Source organism: Aquibium microcysteis (assembly GCF_014495845.1).
Lineage (GTDB): Bacteria > Pseudomonadota > Alphaproteobacteria > Rhizobiales > Rhizobiaceae > Aquibium > Aquibium microcysteis.
Genome location: NZ_CP061080.1, coordinates 1,223,453 through 1,238,822, shown reverse-complemented (window position 1 = coordinate 1,238,822; position 15,370 = coordinate 1,223,453). Strand labels below are relative to the sequence as shown.

At 68.2% G+C, this 15,370-nt stretch carries 20 protein-coding genes; 5 read left to right on the top strand and 15 right to left on the bottom strand.

All coding sequences use genetic code 11. The features are described 5' to 3' along the window. Positions 1 to 35: 35 nt before the first annotated feature. From IAI54_RS05600 to IAI54_RS29105, 4 genes are all read right to left on the bottom strand, one after another. Entirely contained in the window at positions 36 to 974 is a 939-nt protein-coding gene (locus IAI54_RS05600) for a division plane positioning ATPase MipZ (protein ID WP_187971415.1), read from the bottom strand. Between the two features lie 97 nt (positions 975 to 1,071). Beyond that, the gene (locus tag IAI54_RS05595) at positions 1,072 to 1,509 is read right to left on the bottom strand and encodes a DUF1489 family protein (protein ID WP_187971414.1); all 438 of its coding nucleotides are present in this window, start codon (positions 1,507 to 1,509) and stop codon (positions 1,072 to 1,074) included. 74 nt (positions 1,510 to 1,583) lie between these two features. Next, the gene (locus IAI54_RS05590; RefSeq protein ID WP_187971413.1) at positions 1,584 to 2,984 is read right to left on the bottom strand and encodes an L-serine ammonia-lyase; all 1,401 of its coding nucleotides are present in this window, start codon (positions 2,982 to 2,984) and stop codon (positions 1,584 to 1,586) included. Positions 2,985 to 3,193: 209 nt separating this feature from the next. After that, the gene (locus tag IAI54_RS29105) at positions 3,194 to 3,322 is read right to left on the bottom strand and encodes a hypothetical protein (protein ID WP_275403603.1); all 129 of its coding nucleotides are present in this window, start codon (positions 3,320 to 3,322) and stop codon (positions 3,194 to 3,196) included. Between the two features lie 281 nt (positions 3,323 to 3,603). Here IAI54_RS29105 and IAI54_RS05585 point away from each other — a divergent pair, with 281 nt between their 5' ends. Further along, positions 3,604 to 4,290 carry a DUF599 domain-containing protein gene (locus tag IAI54_RS05585; protein ID WP_187971412.1) on the top strand — a complete coding sequence of 229 codons (687 nt, stop codon included), beginning with the start codon at positions 3,604 to 3,606 and terminating at the stop codon, positions 4,288 to 4,290. Positions 4,291 to 4,476: 186 nt separating this feature from the next. On the opposite strand, the gene IAI54_RS05580 is transcribed toward IAI54_RS05585, so the two are convergent. Continuing rightward, complete coding sequence (locus IAI54_RS05580) at positions 4,477 to 5,274, bottom strand: YdcF family protein (protein WP_187971411.1); 798 nt, start codon at positions 5,272 to 5,274, stop codon at positions 4,477 to 4,479. Between the two features lie 60 nt (positions 5,275 to 5,334). Continuing rightward, positions 5,335 to 5,955, bottom strand: coding sequence for a hypothetical protein (locus tag IAI54_RS05575; RefSeq protein ID WP_187971410.1), 621 nt, complete (start codon positions 5,953 to 5,955; stop codon positions 5,335 to 5,337). Between the two features lie 141 nt (positions 5,956 to 6,096). On the opposite strand from IAI54_RS05575, the gene IAI54_RS05570 reads away from it, so the two are divergent. After that, on the top strand, positions 6,097 to 6,426 hold the full coding sequence (locus tag IAI54_RS05570; protein ID WP_187971409.1) for a type II toxin-antitoxin system RelE/ParE family toxin: 330 nt from the start codon (positions 6,097 to 6,099) through the stop codon (positions 6,424 to 6,426). Continuing rightward, entirely contained in the window at positions 6,423 to 6,704 is a 282-nt protein-coding gene (locus IAI54_RS05565) for a helix-turn-helix domain-containing protein (RefSeq protein ID WP_187971408.1), read from the top strand. The genes IAI54_RS05570 and IAI54_RS05565 overlap by 4 nt, the downstream gene beginning before the upstream one ends. Positions 6,705 to 6,926: 222 nt before the next feature. Here the strand turns inward: IAI54_RS05565 and IAI54_RS05560 are convergent, their stop codons facing one another. The 5 genes from IAI54_RS05560 to IAI54_RS05540 form a co-directional block, all read right to left on the bottom strand. Beyond that, the gene (locus tag IAI54_RS05560) at positions 6,927 to 8,498 is read right to left on the bottom strand and encodes an amidase (RefSeq protein WP_187971407.1); all 1,572 of its coding nucleotides are present in this window, start codon (positions 8,496 to 8,498) and stop codon (positions 6,927 to 6,929) included. After that, positions 8,495 to 8,965 (bottom strand): GNAT family N-acetyltransferase, encoded by a 471-nt coding sequence (locus IAI54_RS05555; RefSeq protein WP_187971406.1) that lies wholly within the window; start codon positions 8,963 to 8,965, stop codon positions 8,495 to 8,497. Before IAI54_RS05555 ends, IAI54_RS05560 begins: the two co-directional genes overlap by 4 nt. Positions 8,966 to 8,971: 6 nt before the next feature. Beyond that, positions 8,972 to 9,259: an Asp-tRNA(Asn)/Glu-tRNA(Gln) amidotransferase subunit GatC gene (gatC, locus tag IAI54_RS05550; protein WP_187971405.1), complete on the bottom strand. Its 288-nt coding sequence runs from the start codon at positions 9,257 to 9,259 to the stop codon at positions 8,972 to 8,974. A 104-nt stretch (positions 9,260 to 9,363) separates the two neighbouring features. Next, entirely contained in the window at positions 9,364 to 9,768 is a 405-nt protein-coding gene (locus tag IAI54_RS05545; RefSeq protein WP_187971404.1) for a hypothetical protein, read from the bottom strand. Positions 9,769 to 9,800: 32 nt separating this feature from the next. Beyond that, entirely contained in the window at positions 9,801 to 10,508 is a 708-nt protein-coding gene (locus IAI54_RS05540; RefSeq protein ID WP_187971403.1) for a metal-dependent hydrolase, read from the bottom strand. A 74-nt stretch (positions 10,509 to 10,582) separates the two neighbouring features. Here IAI54_RS05540 and ruvX point away from each other — a divergent pair, with 74 nt between their 5' ends. Continuing rightward, on the top strand, positions 10,583 to 11,062 hold the full coding sequence (ruvX, locus tag IAI54_RS05535) for a Holliday junction resolvase RuvX (protein WP_187971402.1): 480 nt from the start codon (positions 10,583 to 10,585) through the stop codon (positions 11,060 to 11,062). Here the strand turns inward: ruvX and IAI54_RS05530 are convergent. Then, positions 11,035 to 11,349: a DUF6105 family protein gene (locus IAI54_RS05530; protein ID WP_187971401.1), complete on the bottom strand. Its 315-nt coding sequence runs from the start codon at positions 11,347 to 11,349 to the stop codon at positions 11,035 to 11,037. The genes ruvX and IAI54_RS05530 overlap by 28 nt on opposite strands. Next, positions 11,349 to 11,900: a hypothetical protein gene (locus tag IAI54_RS05525; RefSeq protein WP_187971400.1), complete on the bottom strand. Its 552-nt coding sequence runs from the start codon at positions 11,898 to 11,900 to the stop codon at positions 11,349 to 11,351. Before IAI54_RS05525 ends, IAI54_RS05530 begins: the two co-directional genes overlap by 1 nt. A gap of 202 nt (positions 11,901 to 12,102) precedes the next feature. Here IAI54_RS05525 and IAI54_RS05520 point away from each other — a divergent pair, with 202 nt between their 5' ends. After that, a complete protein-coding gene (locus IAI54_RS05520; RefSeq protein WP_187971399.1) occupies positions 12,103 to 13,041 on the top strand; it encodes an AEC family transporter in 939 nt (312 codons plus the stop codon). Here the strand turns inward: IAI54_RS05520 and IAI54_RS05515 are convergent. Next, positions 13,023 to 14,651 (bottom strand): acyl-CoA dehydrogenase family protein, encoded by a 1,629-nt coding sequence (locus IAI54_RS05515; RefSeq protein WP_187971398.1) that lies wholly within the window; start codon positions 14,649 to 14,651, stop codon positions 13,023 to 13,025. The two genes, IAI54_RS05520 and IAI54_RS05515, sit on opposite strands and share 19 nt — an antisense overlap. A gap of 136 nt (positions 14,652 to 14,787) precedes the next feature. Beyond that, complete coding sequence (locus tag IAI54_RS05510) at positions 14,788 to 15,231, bottom strand: BA14K family protein (protein WP_235679264.1); 444 nt, start codon at positions 15,229 to 15,231, stop codon at positions 14,788 to 14,790. Between the last annotated feature and the right edge of the window lie 139 nt (positions 15,232 to 15,370).

Sequence of the window (15,370 nt, the reverse complement as noted above, 5' to 3'; positions counted from 1 at the left end):
ATGCAAGCCCCGGCGATGGCGCACCGGAGCCGTCGTCACTCGGCGAAGATGTCGGGCAGTCGGAGCGGCCGGCCGGCGGTCTCCGCGAACTGGCGGCGGAGATCGGCGCGGCGCTTCCCCGCCACGTCCGTCGGGAGCCGCAGCGCGGCGATCAGCTGGCGTATCTCCTGGCGCGCCGCCAGATGGGACAGCGTCGGCTTCGTGCCCAGAACGTGCTCCTCGAAATCGTCGAGCGCGGTAAGGCCGATGGGGAAGAACTCCCGGAAGATGACGCGCTCGGAGATGCCGTCGGCGATCCGGAAGCCGAGGCGCGCCGACAGGTTCTTCAGGCAGGCGTCGATCTTCTGCTCGTTGCGGGAGGCGATACTGGACAGGCGGTTGCGGACCACCACCCAGTCGAGCAGCGAGTTGTCGGCGCGCCTGCGCTCGCGGCGCGCCTCGCGCACCGCCGCCGCATATTGCGACGTCTCGAGAATTTCGTGGGTGACGGGATCGACGCGGGCGAGCACGTCGAAATCGATGAAGCTGTCGTTCATCGGCGTCACCAGCGTATCGGCGATCCGGTGAGCGAGCCGGTTGAGGAAAGTGTCGGATCCGGGGGTGTCGACGACGACGAAGTCGTGGCTGTTCTCGATCTCGGCCAGACCCTCGGTCAGCCGGCGGAATTCCTCGCTTTCGGCGGCCGAGACCGTTTCCCTGTAGGCCGGCGGAACGTGGAAATGGTGCGGGACGGGAAGCGAAAGCCGCGCCTTGGCGGCCCAGCGGCGCCGGTTCTCGAAGTAGCGCGTCAGGGTGAGCTGGCGCCCGTCGAGATCGATGGTCGCCACCGAATGGCCGGCGCGCTGGAGCGCTATGGCGATATGCGCGGCCGTGGTCGACTTGCCCGAGCCGCCCTTCTCGTTGCCGCAGACGATGACGTGCGCGCTTTCGTGCTTCCGCCCGTCCGTGGGACCGGTCAATCCCGTCACAAGCATGGTTTCGCCACCCGAACGTCCCGGCGACAGAATGCCGCCATTCGTCCGCCGGCACAAGCCGATCAAATGTTTACCGGACTTCGGTCGCGCGCTTCAGTCAGAGCAGGCCGAGATCGGCGAGTTCGCGGCGCAGTTCCGTCGGCAGCGCCGCCCAGCCGGCGCGGCCGGCGCCGAGATCGGCTGGCGCGTCTGCCGGCGTCAGGTAGCGCCAACCCTGGAAGGCGCGGCGCGGCTGCCAGTCGGTGACGATGATCCGCGGATCGAGAACGAGATGGCAGCGGCCGATGCCGTCGGTATCGACGAAGGGCCGGATGTCGACGAGCCGCTGCCGGCACTGGACGTTGCCCTTGATCACCCAGTAGAGCGAGCCGCCGTCGAGGAGTTCCTCGACGCGCTTCGGCACCATGCGCGTGGTGTGCACCTGCTCAGGCACCTCGCCCGCCCGCCGCATCTCGCCCAGCCGGAATTCGATCCAGCTTTCGAGATCCTCGACGCTGTCGGCGCCGACGCAGAGCTTGATCAGGTTGAGCGACATGGCAGCAGGTGTAGCGCCCTCTCGCGCCCGGTCAATGGCGTCGCCGGTTCTCCACAGGACGCAACGTCGCGGCCCTAGCACTCCACCACGTTGACCGCGAGCCCGCCGAGGCTCGTCTCCTTGTATTTCTCGCTCATGTCGAGCCCGGTCTGGCGCATGGTCTCGATGGCGGCGTCGAGCGGCACGAAGTGCTTGCCGTCGCCCTTGATGGCGAGCGACGCTGCCGTCACGGCCTTCACGGCGCCGAGCGCGTTGCGCTCGATGCAGGGCACCTGCACCAGCCCGCCGACGGGATCGCAGGTCATGCCGAGATGGTGCTCCAGCGCGATCTCGGCGGCGTTCTCGATCTGCTCGGGCGTCCCGCCCATGACCGCGGCGAGACCGGCAGCGGCCATCGCCGAGGCCGAGCCGACCTCGCCCTGGCAGCCGACCTCGGCACCCGAGATCGAGGCGTTGTGCTTGATGATGCCGCCGATGGCGGCGGCCGTGAGCAGGAAGGTGCGGATGTCGTCGGGGCCCGCGTCCGGAAAGAAATGGGTCCAGTAGCGGATGACCGCCGGCACCACGCCGGCGGCGCCGTTCGTGGGCGCCGTGACCACGCGTCCGCCGGCGGCGTTCTCCTCGTTCACCGCCATGGCGTAGACGGAGAGCCAGTCGTTGGCGAGCAGCGGGTTCGGTCGGTTCTCCTTCCAGTCGTTCTGCATGCGCTCGTTGAGCATTCTCGCGCGGCGGCGCACCTTGAGCCCGCCGGGCATGATGCCCTCCTGCGACAGGCCTCGGTCGATGCAGGCGCGCATCGCCTGCCAGATGGCGTCGAGGCGGGCGTCGAGTTCGGCGGGGGTCGACAGCGTCTCCTCGTTGGCGCGCTTCATCTCGGCGATCGACAGGCCGCTCTGCGCTGCCATCTCCAGCATCTCGGCCGCGTTTCGGAACGGATAGGGCACGGCGGGGCCCGCCTCCGGCTCGCTGCGCGACTGCATGCGCTGGAGTTCCTCGTCGGAGACGACGAAGCCGCCGCCGATCGAGAAGTAGATGCGGCGCAGCAGCATCCGGCCGTCGGCGTCCAGCGCGTTGAAGGCCATGCCGTTGGCGTGGCCGGGCAGCGGCGTCTTGCGGTCCATGACGAGATCGACCGCGGGATCGAAGCGATAGGGCGGATGCCCCTGCGGATGGACCTGCCGCTGCGCGGCGACGGCTGCGAGGACCGCCTCGACGCCGTCGGGGTCGACGGTCGTCGGCGTCAGGCCGGCGAGGCCGAGCACGACGGCGCGGTCGGTGCCGTGGCCGATGCCGGTGAAGGCGAGCGAGCCGTGCAGGCTCACCGTGATGCGCGCCACCCTGGCGCCCGCCGGCCGCGGCCAGTCGCCCGACGCGATCTCGTCGAGGAAGCGCGCCGCAGCCGTCATCGGCCCCATGGTGTGGGAGCTCGACGGACCGATACCAATCTTGAAGAGGTCGAAGACGGACAGGAACACAGGCAGGCCTCCAGGATGCGGTGGGATGTTCGATTGTTCGCACCGGCTTCGCTGCGCGGCTCCCGACGTCTGCTGATCCTGCCGCGACATCCCGCGTCGGCCGTTCCGGCGGCGGACCCGGTCCACCTTACCGGTCGGACGCCCAGCGGAAAAGAAAAGGGCGCGGCAATGATGCCGCGCCCCGCAATTCCGTCTGCGACTGGCAGTCCTCAGCTCGCTGCGAGAACCGTTGCGTGCTCGGCGCCGCCGACCAGCCATGCCAGAAGAATGAGACCCGCAAAACCCACGATCGCCTTGGCGGTGACGCCCCAGCACGATTTCGGTACCGTATTGTCCATGATCTTCCGTGTTGATGGTTGCCCCGGAGCGCCGCTACGCGTGACAGAAACGCTCCAATTCACGACCTCCCTGTAATGCGTCGGCTTCCTGTTCGCAACCGCAAAAGAGGCAATCCGGCGGCAGCTGCGGGCGCGAGACGCTGCTTGCGGCCTGTAGCGGCAATCCGATCAAGGGCTTAGTGCGCGGCGGCCGTCAACGATGTCTCAATCGTTTTGTCCAAATCGTGGCATCGGCCCGGAAGGCTCCTGCCGTCGGGCCGCGAGAGGGATATGCTGCGGCGATGGACACCGATTCCTTCCACTGGACCGACGCCTCGGCGCTTGCCGTCTTCATCCTGCTCTGGGTGCTGTTCTCGCAGGCGACGTCGGGCCGCTTCTTCAGACGCAAGTCGCTGACGCAGCTGATGAATGCGCACCGGGAAGCGTGGATGCGCACGATGGCGCGGCGCGAGCTGCGCATGATCGACACCGGCATCATGACAGGCCTGCAGCAGGGGACCGCCTTCTTCGCCTCGAGCGCGCTCCTGGCGCTCGGCGGCTGCTTCGCCCTGCTGCAGTCGTCGGATGCCGTGCTCATGCTGCTCGCTGACCTGCCGCTGGCAGGTGCACCCGACCGCGCCGTCTACGAGGTCAAGGTGCTCGGGCTGATGACGCTCCTGGCCTACACCTTCTTCAAGTTCGGCTGGGCCTACCGGCTGTTCAACTACTGCTCGATCCTGATCGGCGCGGTGCCCATGACCAAGGACGCCGAGGAGGCCGACCTCGAGACGGCGCTGCTGCGGGCCGCCCGCATGAACGTGATCGCCGGCGGTCATTTCAATTCGGGACTGCGCGGGCTGTTCTTCTCGATCGGCTATCTCGGCTGGTTCGTCGGCCCGGCGGTGCTGGTGATGACGACGCTGCTCGTGCTCACCGTCCTGGTCCGTCGGCAGTTCTTCTCCACGGCGCGGTCGGCACTGCTGTCATAGCCGAACGCGTCATCGAACGATCATGCCGCCTCTGCCGGAACCGAAGAACGATCCCGTCCGTTGCAGATCCGCTCTTCAACTGGAGAACGCAGATGTTTCGCGGTCTTGGACTTTGGCTTCTCGGCATTCCGATCCCCATCATCATCCTGATCCTCTTCCTCCTCTGAACCGACCGGGGTCGAGCGGTCACTCGGGGGCCGGCAGCAACACGTCGATCCGGCCCGTGATTCGGTACGCGGCAAGCCCGATCCACTCGCGGATCGCCAGCGCCGTGTTCTGCATCGAATCGAAGGCATTGTCCTCGGCAAGCCCGGGCCGTTCGGCGCCGGACGTCCGGTAATCGGCCGGCCACGGCAGCACCTGGAAACCGGCCTTGCGGAACAGCCCGACGGAGCGCGGCATGTGGAAGGCCGATGTCACGAGGAGCCAAGTTTCGCCCGGCTTCGGATCGGCGAGCCGCTTTGAGAACATCGCGTTCTCCTGGGTGTTGCGGGCCTCGTTGTCGAGAAGCAGTCTGCCGCGCCCGACGCCAAGCGCTTCCAGAAGGCGCGGCGCGGTCTCGCCGTCCCCCTCGCCGGCCAGCATCAGGGCGCCGGTGCCGCCCGATACGAGCACCTTCGCCTCCGGATGGCGAAGCGCCAGGATCGCCGTCTCGACGAAGCGGTCGCCGGAGGAATTCAGTTCGTAGCCGCCGCGGGTGCGGTTGACCCCGCCTTCGAAGCCGCCGCCGAGCACGACGATACCGTCGATTCGCTCCGGAAGCGTCATCGGACGCTGGAATCGCTCCTCCAGCGGATGCAGCATGAGGGCACCCGCCGTCGTCCAGCCGGAGACGGCGAGGACCAGGAAGCCGAGACCGCCCGCGGTCGCGGCGAGGCGCCGCCAGCCGGCGAGGACCAGCAGGAACGACGCCAGCGCCAGCAGCGTCGCCAGCGACAGCGGGTTGGCGAGTAGCCAGAAGATCTTGGAAGCAACGAAGAACAAGGAAATCGCCTTTCTCGCCGCGGGGCGACTGGACTACGGGAGGCCTCAGTCACGTCCCGGCTACGGCGTCGCGTCGCCGCCGTTGCGTTCGCCCGTCTCGCCGGTCGCGGCGGGCTGCGGCCGGTGCCGCCCGACGAAGTCCTGCATCAGGCTCACCACCCGGTGCGTCTCCTCGTCGTCGAGATCGATGCCGAAGGACTGCGGCTTGCCGTCGGCGAAGAAGCGTACGGCACCGCCCGACAGGATGCCCTCGGCGCGCCGCGATCCGAGCTGGTGCGCGAAGCCGATCTCGCCGACCTGGTCGACGCGATACACCTTGCGCCTCGTCAGCGGGCCGATGCCGCGCTCGACGACGACGCCGCCACCCTCGACCAGGAACAGTTTTTCCACCCCGACGAGATTCCAGGCGACCACCGCCAGAACGGCAAGCCCGCCGAGCGTCCAGAGCGACACCCAGACGAGCAGGAACAGGTCGACGACCAGCGGCGAACCCGGGCGCAGAATCTCGGACAGCGCAAACCACTCGCCGGCCGACCAGCCGCAGAGCCAGAAGACCATGAAGATGACGAGGCCGAGCTTGCGGCGCGTCGGATTGTAGACGCCCACTCCGTCTGCGGTCTTGCGCACCGTGATGCGCCAGGGCGCCCCGTCGCGGCGCGGGGGGACATGGCTGTTGTTCATGCTCGGGTCCCCCGCACGGTCGATGCTCTGTCTGCCATCCGCAGACGTATTGCCGTCGTTCTCGCTGGCCTGCAAGGGATGCGCCGTCGGCAATGACGCGGCGGGCTTTGCGCGCCATACAAGTTCTTGTATACTCCCTTCATGAAAGCGCTGCGGTTCTGGGGGAGTTCTCTGGCCGACCTGCGGGCCTTCCCCACCGCGGTCCGGCGCGCGGCCGGATACCAGCTGGAGAAAATACAGAACGGTTTTCTTCCCTCGGACTGGAAGCCTATGGCGACGCTCGGAAAGGGTGTCCAGGAGATCAGGATAAGAGACGAGGCCGGCGCCTTCAGGGTGATCTATGTTGCGAACTTCGCGGATGCCGTCCATGTCCTGCACTGCTTCCGCAAGACCTCGCAGAAGACAAGCAAGGCGGATCTGGCGCTCGCCTCGAAGCGCTATCTGGAACTGGTGAAGGTACAGCGGTCATGACCGAGAAGACGTTTGCAAGCGCCTGGGACGCCATCGAGGACACGGCCGCAGACGCGGAGAACATGAAGCTCCGTTCCACGCTGATGATGGCGCTGGAACAGCATATCCGGTCGAAGCGCTGGACGCAGGCGGAGGCCGCCCGCCGTCTCGGCGTGACGCAGCCGCGCATTTCCGATCTTCTGCGCGGCAAGATCGACCTGTTCTCGCTGGATGCACTCTTCAAACTGCTGGGCGCGGCCGGGCTTCAGGTCGAGATCAGCGTCCGGGATGCCGCGTGACGCCGGAGCTGGAAGCATTGCGCCTGTGATGCGCGCGATTCCGGCGAGTCCCAGAGTATCGATGTCCAACCCTCTGAGCCCTGCTGACGCCCGATCCGATGCGGATCGGGCGCGAACCAGCGTTTGTATCCAGGGGGGCCGATTCGCGCCTCCATGAATGCGGCATTCACCGCGCCCGGTACGAGGCCCCCGGCCGCGCTCCGGCCGCCGGGAATGACCTCCCTACCACCACTTCGTCGGCTCGAACCGCCCCGCCGCCTGCTCGATCACGTGCGCGGTGCGGAACAGCGTCTCCTCCTCGAAGGGACGGCCGATCAGCTGCAGGCCGAGCGGCAGGCCGCGGCCGTCGAGGCCGGCGGGGACGGCGATGCCGGGCAGACCGGCCATGTTCACGGTCACCGTGAAGATGTCGTTCAGGTACATCTTCACCGGATCGCTCGCCATGTCCTGGTCTGCGATGCCGAAGGCGGCCGAGGGCGTGGCCGGGGTCAGGATGGCGTCGACGCCGGCGGCGAAGACGTCCTCGAAATCCTTCTTGATCAGCGTGCGCACCTTCTGCGCCTTGAGATAATAGGCGTCGTAATAGCCGGCCGAGAGCACGTAGGTGCCGATCATGATGCGGCGCTTGACCTCGCGGCCGAAACCTTCGGCGCGGGTCTTCTCGTACATCTCGACGATGTCCTTGCCGGGCACCCGCAGGCCGTAGCGGACGCCGTCGTAGCGGGCGAGGTTGGAGGAGGCCTCGGCGGGCGCGACGATGTAGTAGGCCGGCAGGGCGTATTTCGTGTGCGGCAGCGAGATGTCGACGATCTCGGCGCCGGCGTCGCGCATCCAGTCGATGCCCTGCTGCCACAGCGCCTCGATCTCGTCCGGCATGCCCTCGACCCGGTACTCGCGCGGGATGCCGATCTTCATTCCGCGAATCGACCGGCCGAGCGAGGCTTCGTAGTCCGGAACCGGCAGGTCGACGGAGGTCGTGTCCTTCGTGTCGACGGAGGCCATCGACTTCAGCAGGATCGCGGCATCGCGGACGTCGCGGGCGATCGGGCCGGCCTGGTCGAGCGAGGAGGCGAAGGCGACGATGCCCCAGCGCGAGCAGCGGCCGTAGGTGGGCTTGATCCCGACCGTGCCGGTGAAGGCCGCCGGCTGGCGGATCGAGCCGCCGGTGTCGGTCGCCGTCGCGCCCGCGCAGAGCCAGGCCGAGACGGCGGCTGCCGATCCGCCCGATGATCCGCCGGGCACGAGGTCGACATTGTCGGTCACGCGCTCGGTGCGCACGCCGCTGCCGGCCCCGGCGAAGCCGCCCTCGCCGCCATGCGTGACGGGCATGCCGGCCACGATCATCTCGCGCGAGCGCCGCCAGGGATTGACCACGGGGCCGTAGTAGGAGGTCTCGTTGGACGAGCCCATGGCGAACTCGTCCATGTTGAGCTTGCCCAGCATCACCGCGCCGTCGGCCCAGAGATTGGCCGTCACGGTCGATTCGTAGCGCGGCTCGAAGCCGTCGAGCACATGGCTGCAGGCCTGGGTGTGGACGCCTTCGGTACCGAACAGGTCCTTGATGCCGAGCGGAATGCCCTCGAGCGCGCCGCCCTGCCGCTTCGCGAGCCGCTCGTCTGACGCGGCGGCCATGGCGCGAGCCTTGTCGTGGGTGACCGTCACATAGGCGTTCAGCGTCCCGTTGGCCGCGTCGATCGCGGCCAGATAGGCGTCGGTGAGTTCGGCAGCCTTGAACTCCCCGGCCGCAAGCTTGTCGCGCGCCTGCGCGATCGTCAGTCTGGTCAGCTCGGTCATGAAAGGATCTTCTTCTCGTAAAAGCGCGAATAGCCTGAATCGGGATAGTCGAGCACGGCACCGCAGACCGTGAAGCCGCCGCGCTCGTAGACGCGCCAGGCCTCCTCGAAGCCCGGGGCCTCGCCGGTTTCCAGCACCAGGAGCGTCAGGCCCCTGTCGCGGGCGAGGCCTTCGATGCGCTGCAGCAGCAGGGAGCCGATGCGCCGGCCCCGGACTTCGGGAAGCGTGTACATGCGCTTCACCTCGCCCAGCCCCTCGCCATGGTCCTTGAGCGATCCCATGCCGACGGCCCTGCCCGCTTCGTCGCGGGCCACGAAGCAGGTCACCGACGGCGCGGCCATCTGCTCGACGGTGAGCTGGAACTGGAATTCGCGCGGAGTGAGCGGCATCATATAGGCGTTGAGCGCGGCCACGAGCCGGCGCACGTCGTCCTGCAGCGGCGTCTCGGCGGCGATCGTCACGGCCATGGCGGGCTACTCCACCACCTTCGGCACGAGGAAGAAATTCTCCGCCGAGGCCGGGGCGTTGGCGACGACGTCGGCGGCCTTGCCGCCGTCCGTCACCACGTCCTCGCGCTTGCGCATCTGCATGGGGATCACGGACGTCATCGGCTCGACACCGGACACGTCGACCTCGTCCAGCTGCTCGACGAAGCCGAGGATGGCGTTGAGCTCCCCGGTCATCCGTTCCGCATCCTCCTCGGTGACGGCGATGCGGGCGAGGTGGGCGACGCGCTTGACGGTGGCGAGATCGACGGACATGGGCTTCTCCGGGATGTGACCGGCCCGTGGCTCGCGCGGGGCCGTCCCGCGCTATACCGGTCGGACGGGCGGGGCGCAACGCCCGACCGGCCGGCAGCGGCGGCTCAGGGCAGTTCGAGTCCCTTGCACCGATGGTAGGTGCCGCTGTTGGCGGAGGGCTCGCCGCCCGCCGCATCCAGCACCGAGGTGACCTGCAGCTCGTCCTCTCCGCGCGGCACGATGGCCAGCAGGTCGGGGAAGGCGAAGTCCGGCTCCTCGCACAGCGCGGTGACGACGAAGCCGGGCGTCCGCCGGCCTTCGAGGACCTGGACGAAATCGCAGTGATACTCGATCCCCTCGATGCCGGCCGCCGTCAGGACCGTGTCTCCCTGTTCGAAAATGGACTGGATGCCGCCGGCCAGTCCGGCCGCGCAGAGTTCCTGCGACGGCGCGTAGACGCCGCCCGGAAAATCGGCCGCCGCAGCGCAGGCCGACCAGACCAGCCCGCCGGCCAGCAGCAGCGCGCGCATCGCGCCCCCGTTCGTTCCCCCCGCGATCCGCATCAGAGTTCGAGCGCCTCGCCAACCTTCGGCGTCTTCACCGCGACGCCGGATCCCTCCATGCCGGCCACGAAAGTCTGCGCGCTCTGGTCGAGCATCGGGAAGGTGCCGAAATGACAGGGGATCACCGTCTCGAACTTGAAGAAGCGCCGGCAGGCGAGTGCGGCCACCGCGCCACCCATGGTGAAGCGGTCGCCGACGGGCACGAGGCCGATCTTCGGCTCGTGCAATTCGTTGATCAGCGCCATGTCGGAGAAGATGTCGGTGTCGCCCATGTGGTAGAGCGTGCTGTCGCCCGGGAAATGCAGCACCAGCCCGAGCGGATTGCCGAGATAGGTGTTCTGCCCGCCCTCGCCGGCGAAGGACGAGGAATGCAGCGCCTGGACGAAGGTGACGGTGAAGCCGCCGCAGTCGACGGTGCCGCCGGCATTGCCTGGATTGATCCTGTTGCCGTCGACGCCCTGCCCCACCAGGAACATGCAGAGCTCGAAATTGCCGACCACCATCGCGCCGGTCTTCTTGTGGATCGCCACCGTGTCGCCGACATGGTCGTTGTGGCCGTGCGTGAGCAGCACGTGGGTCGCTCCTTCGGCCGCTTCCTCCCAGCCCTTCCCCCAGGAGGGGTTGCCGGTCAGGAAAGGGTCGATCAGGATCCGGGCGTCGCCCGCCTCGATGCGGAAGGCCGAATGGCCGAACCAGGTGATCTTCATGGATGGTTCTCCTTGCACTTGATCGGCGGCAGGATAGAACGCGGTTCGACCGAGAAGAAAGGCCCCGATCGGCCATGCCCGTGATTTCGATGGAAGACCTGCCGGCCGTGCTCGCCGGCGGCCATACGCTGGCCGGTCTCGACCTCGGCGACAAGACCATCGGCGTGGCGGTGTCCGACAAGGGCCTGAGCTTCGCCAATCCCCGCCCGGTGATCCTGCGCCGGAAATTCACGCAGGACGCCGACATGCTGATGGCGCAGGCGCGCAAGGACGGCGTCGCCGCCTTCGTCATGGGTCTGCCCGTGAACATGGACGGCACGGAGGGGCCGCGCGCGCAGGCCAGCCGCGCCTTCGTGCGCAACATGCAGCGGGTGACCGACCTGCCCTTCGTCTTCTGGGACGAGCGGCTGTCGACGGTGGCCGCGGAACGGGCGCTGATCGAGATGGACGTGTCGCGCCGGAAGCGCAGCGGGCGGATCGATTCGGCCGCCGCCGCCTTCATCCTGCAGGGCGTGCTCGACCGGCTTCAGACGCTCGGCGCGACCGCTTCCTGAGGCCGTGGCCGGCCGCGGCGCTCCCGCAGCCAGCCGGCGATCGCCTTGCGCCGGCGGAAGGCCAGGATGCCGAAGATCAGCGCCGTGTCGACGATGCAGGCCCGCGCCACCATGCCGGGCAGGATCGCCGGGTCGAGGCCGAGAATCTCGCCGTAGAGGCGGAACACCTCGTCGTGGAGCAGTCGGCTGAAGAAGAGCATGCCGAAATTGATGTCGTGGAAGGACAGGGCGTACCAGGACCAGAACAGGCCCATCGGCAGAGCCCAGAGCAGGAGGACGTAGCGCATCAGAACCTCTTCGTCGGGCTTGGATCGCGCCGAGACAGGCGCGACAGCATGCTGTGGCGGGCGGCCCCGATGGCCATCGCCCGCGCCGTTCCGGCATCGACCGGCTCTGCGGCGCGCGAACGGGCATCCCGGCGGGCGGCTTCGGCCTGGATCACCCCATGCGATGCGAGCAGCGCGATGAACTGCAGCGTGACGGCCGACAGGACATCCTGCGTGCCCGACCAGACGCCGAGAGCGAGCAGGACCGCCATGGCACCCGCGGCGGAGGCGAGCGCGATGCGGGCCGGTTCCTCGCCGTCGCCCTGCCGCACTTCGAACAGAACCGTCGCCATGGTCCACACGAAGAGCATCGTCACGAGCAGAAATCCGGTCGCAAGCAGCGCGGACACCGGCGCACCGGCAGGCACCTGGAACGGCGATCCGGCAGGAGACACCAGGGCATGAAGAACGGGGAAACCGGCGCCCCTCACCTCGCCGAGCGCCGCCAGCGCCAGGATCGCGAAGAACGTCGTCCAGTAGGCGGCGACGAAGAGGGTGAGCAGACGTGGCATGGGCTGTCCCGGTCTCGAATGCCGACGATGCCGGTCCGGCTCCGGCCGGGCAATGGAAACCATTCGTTAAGGTTAACGGTTTGATTGCCCCCGGCCGGCGCGGCAGCCCGGTCGGGAATGCGCTTCCGAGGCCTGGCCGCTTTCCTCCCGGTGCGAAACCCTCTAGGAGCCGACCCACCCTTCCCCGGCTGGCCCGTTTCCCATGACCGCGACCTTCGAAAGCATCCTGCCCATCTTCCTGCTCATCGCGGCGGGCCATTTCCTGCGCCGGATCAAGCTGGTGGACGACGCAGCCTGGCCGGGGCTCGAACAGCTGGGCTACTGGTTCCTCTATCCGGCACTGCTCTTCGTCACGATCTACAATGCCGACTTCTCGGGTCTCGAATGGAACGGCATGCTGGCGGCGCTGGCGATCGCGATCGTCGTCACGGGGGCCGGCACGGCGCTCCTCTGGCTTCCCTTGCGGCGTTTCGGGCTGGCGACGGCGGGCGAATTCTCGTCGATCTTCCAGACGAGCGTCCGGTGGAACGGCTTCATGGCGCTGGCCATCGCCGACAAGATCTTCCCTCCCGAGGGGGCGGCGGTGGTGGCGCTGATGATGGCGTTCATCATCGTGCCGATCAACGTCGAATCGGTGATCGTTGTCTGCCGCTTCGCCGATCGCGACGCCAACTGGTCCCGGATGCTGCGCACCATCGCCCTCAACCCGCTGATCCTGGCATCGCTGGCGGGCCTGTCGCTGCGCTTCCTTCCGATCGGCGTCTACGAACCGTTCAACCAGACTCTCGGCCTCGTCGGCCGGGCCGCGCTGGGGATGGGGCTCCTGACCATCGGCGCCGGCCTCCGCCCGGCCGATGCGCTGCGGCCGCGCCTGCCGGTGGTGCTGCCGGTCGTCATCAAGCTCGTCGTCTTTCCCGCGCTGCTGGTGAGCCTCGCCGCGGCCTTCGGCGTCGCCGGGCCGCAACTGCAGTATCTGGCGCTCTGCGCGGCGGTGCCGACGGCGATGAACGGCTATCTGCTGGCCCGCCAGCTCGGCGGCGATGCGGAACTCTATGCGGCGGTGACGACCGTCCAGACGGCCGCGGCCTTCTTCACCATCCCGGCCGTCCTCGCGCTGACCGCCTACGCGGCTTCCGGATAGAGCGTGTCGACGATCAGCCGGGCATCGTGGCGCGAATCGAGCATGCCGTAGGTCGTCCGCCACTGTCCGGCCAGCCGCGTCTCGATGAAGGCGTCGGCGATCCGCCCCGCCCCCAGCCGCTTCAGTTCGGCCGCCGCCGCCGAGAGCGCAAGCTGTTCGGTGAGGATGCGGGCCGAGCCTTCGTCCGACTGGGCGACCTCGAGCGCCGCGCGCAGCACGCCGACCGTTCCCCGGCCGCCGGCGCCGAGATCGTGTTCGACGATGCCCATCACCTCCGAGAAGAGCGCGGGCGACTGCCGGAGCACCCGCAGCGATTCGATCGCGGCGACGTTGCCTGGCCCCTCCCCCATCGCGTTGGCGGCTGAATCGCGGAACAGCCGGGCCATCGGACCGTCCTCGACGTAGCCGCTGCCGCCGAGGCACTCCATCGCCTCGCAGACGACGGCCGGGCAGATCTTGCAGACCCAGTACTTGATCACCGGCGTCATCGCACGCGCGAAAGCCGCCTCCGCCCGGTCCTCGGCCGCGCGATCGAAGGATCGGGCCAGGCGGAACGCGAGTGCAGTCGCCGCCGCGACCTCGACGGCGAGATCGGCGAGCACGCGCAGCATCACCGGCTTGTCGACCAGCTTGTGGCCGTGGACGCGGCGGTGACGGGTGTGGTGAACGGCTTCGGCGAGGGCCGCCCGCATGATGCCGGCCGACGACAGCGCGCCGTCCAGGCGCGTCAGCGTCAGCATGTCCATGATGGTCTTCTGTCCCGCGCCGGGTGCCCCGACCCGCTCGGCGATGGCGCCCGAAAATTCCAGCTCGGCGGTGGCGCAGGAGCGGTCGCCGATCTTCTCCTTCAGGCGCTGGATGCGCAGTCCGTTCGCCTGGCCGGTGCTCAGGATGCGGGGGACGAGGAAGCAGGACGGCCCCTCGGGCGCCTGCGCCAGCATCAGGAACGCGTCGGACATCGGCGCCGAGACGAACCATTTATGGCCGGTGAGACGGAAGAAGCCGTTGTCGGCCCGCTCGGCGCGCGTGGACATGCCGTCGGGATCGCTGCCCCCCTGTTTTTCCGCCAGCGCCATGCCGATCGTCAGGCCGGTCTTTTCGACGGGCGGCTTCTGGGCCGGATCGTACTTGCGCGTCGTGGCGCGCGGCGCCCATTCCCGGAAGAGCTTCGGCGACGCCATCAGCGCCGCGAGTGCCGCGCTGGTGGCCGTGATGGACTTCAGGTGCGGCGATTCGAGCTGCGCCATCATGAAGAACCGGGCCGCGCGCACCTGGTGGCGACGGCCGGTCTCCGCCTCGCCGTTTTCCCATACCGACGACTGCAGCCCGGTCGTCACCGAACGCCGCATGAGGGCGTGGTAGGCCGGGTGGAACTCGACCAGATCGATGCGGCGGCCCTGCCGGTCATGCGTTCGCAGCCGCGGCAGTTCGGAATTCGCGAGGCGAGCGAGGTCCTGCGCCTCGGACGACATCGTGAAGCGTCCGGCCGCATCCAGGTCCTTGCGCGCGACCGGCGAGAACTCCTCCGAAAGCTGCACGAGAAGCGGGTCGTCCCGCCACGCGTTGGAACCGGCGTGCGGCGGCGGCTGGTTCGTCACTTCATGCGTCACTTGCGATTGTCCCGTCGCCCCTGGTTTTTGCGTTTATAACGCAAGCGAGGGACCGCGGGCGACGGAATTGCGCCGTGCCCGCTCAGCCTGTGGACGGATGCGGGCCAGCCTGGCGGCAGGCCCGCATCGGCCGGTCTCAATAGGCGTAGGGCGAACGGCAGAGGCGCCGCGGCCCGTGATAGGGCTGGAACGTGTTCGAATGGACGTCATAGGAGCGGTACCGCCTCAGGCACCAGTCGACATGGGCGCTGCGGTAGCCACGGTAGTGGTGGCGCGGCTGGCCGGCGATGATGCCGCCGATGATGGCCCCGGCCACGAGTCCGCCGATGATCGGGCCGGCATCGTTGCGCCGGTGGTAGCGGACATGCGGACGATGGTGATGCCGACGAAACTCGTGGCGGTGATAGCGGTGCCGGTCGTAGCGACGGTGGCGGTGTCCGATCTCGACGACATCGGTCTGGCCGGACGCGACCGCCGGGGCCGAAGGCCGGAGGGAGCCGGCCACGGACGGCGTAGCAGCGGCGAGCGCGAACGAGAGGGACAGGGCCAGTGCGAGGCCGGCGGACAAGATGCGCTTCATACGATCCTCCATCAGATCTCTTACCCCCGGCGAATCGTATCACCGACGGCGACGTTCTCCAACATGCGGGTGCCCGCACCGGCAAGCCGGGATTAATCGCTTCCGCCTAATCCACCGGGGCGATCCATGCGTATCTTGG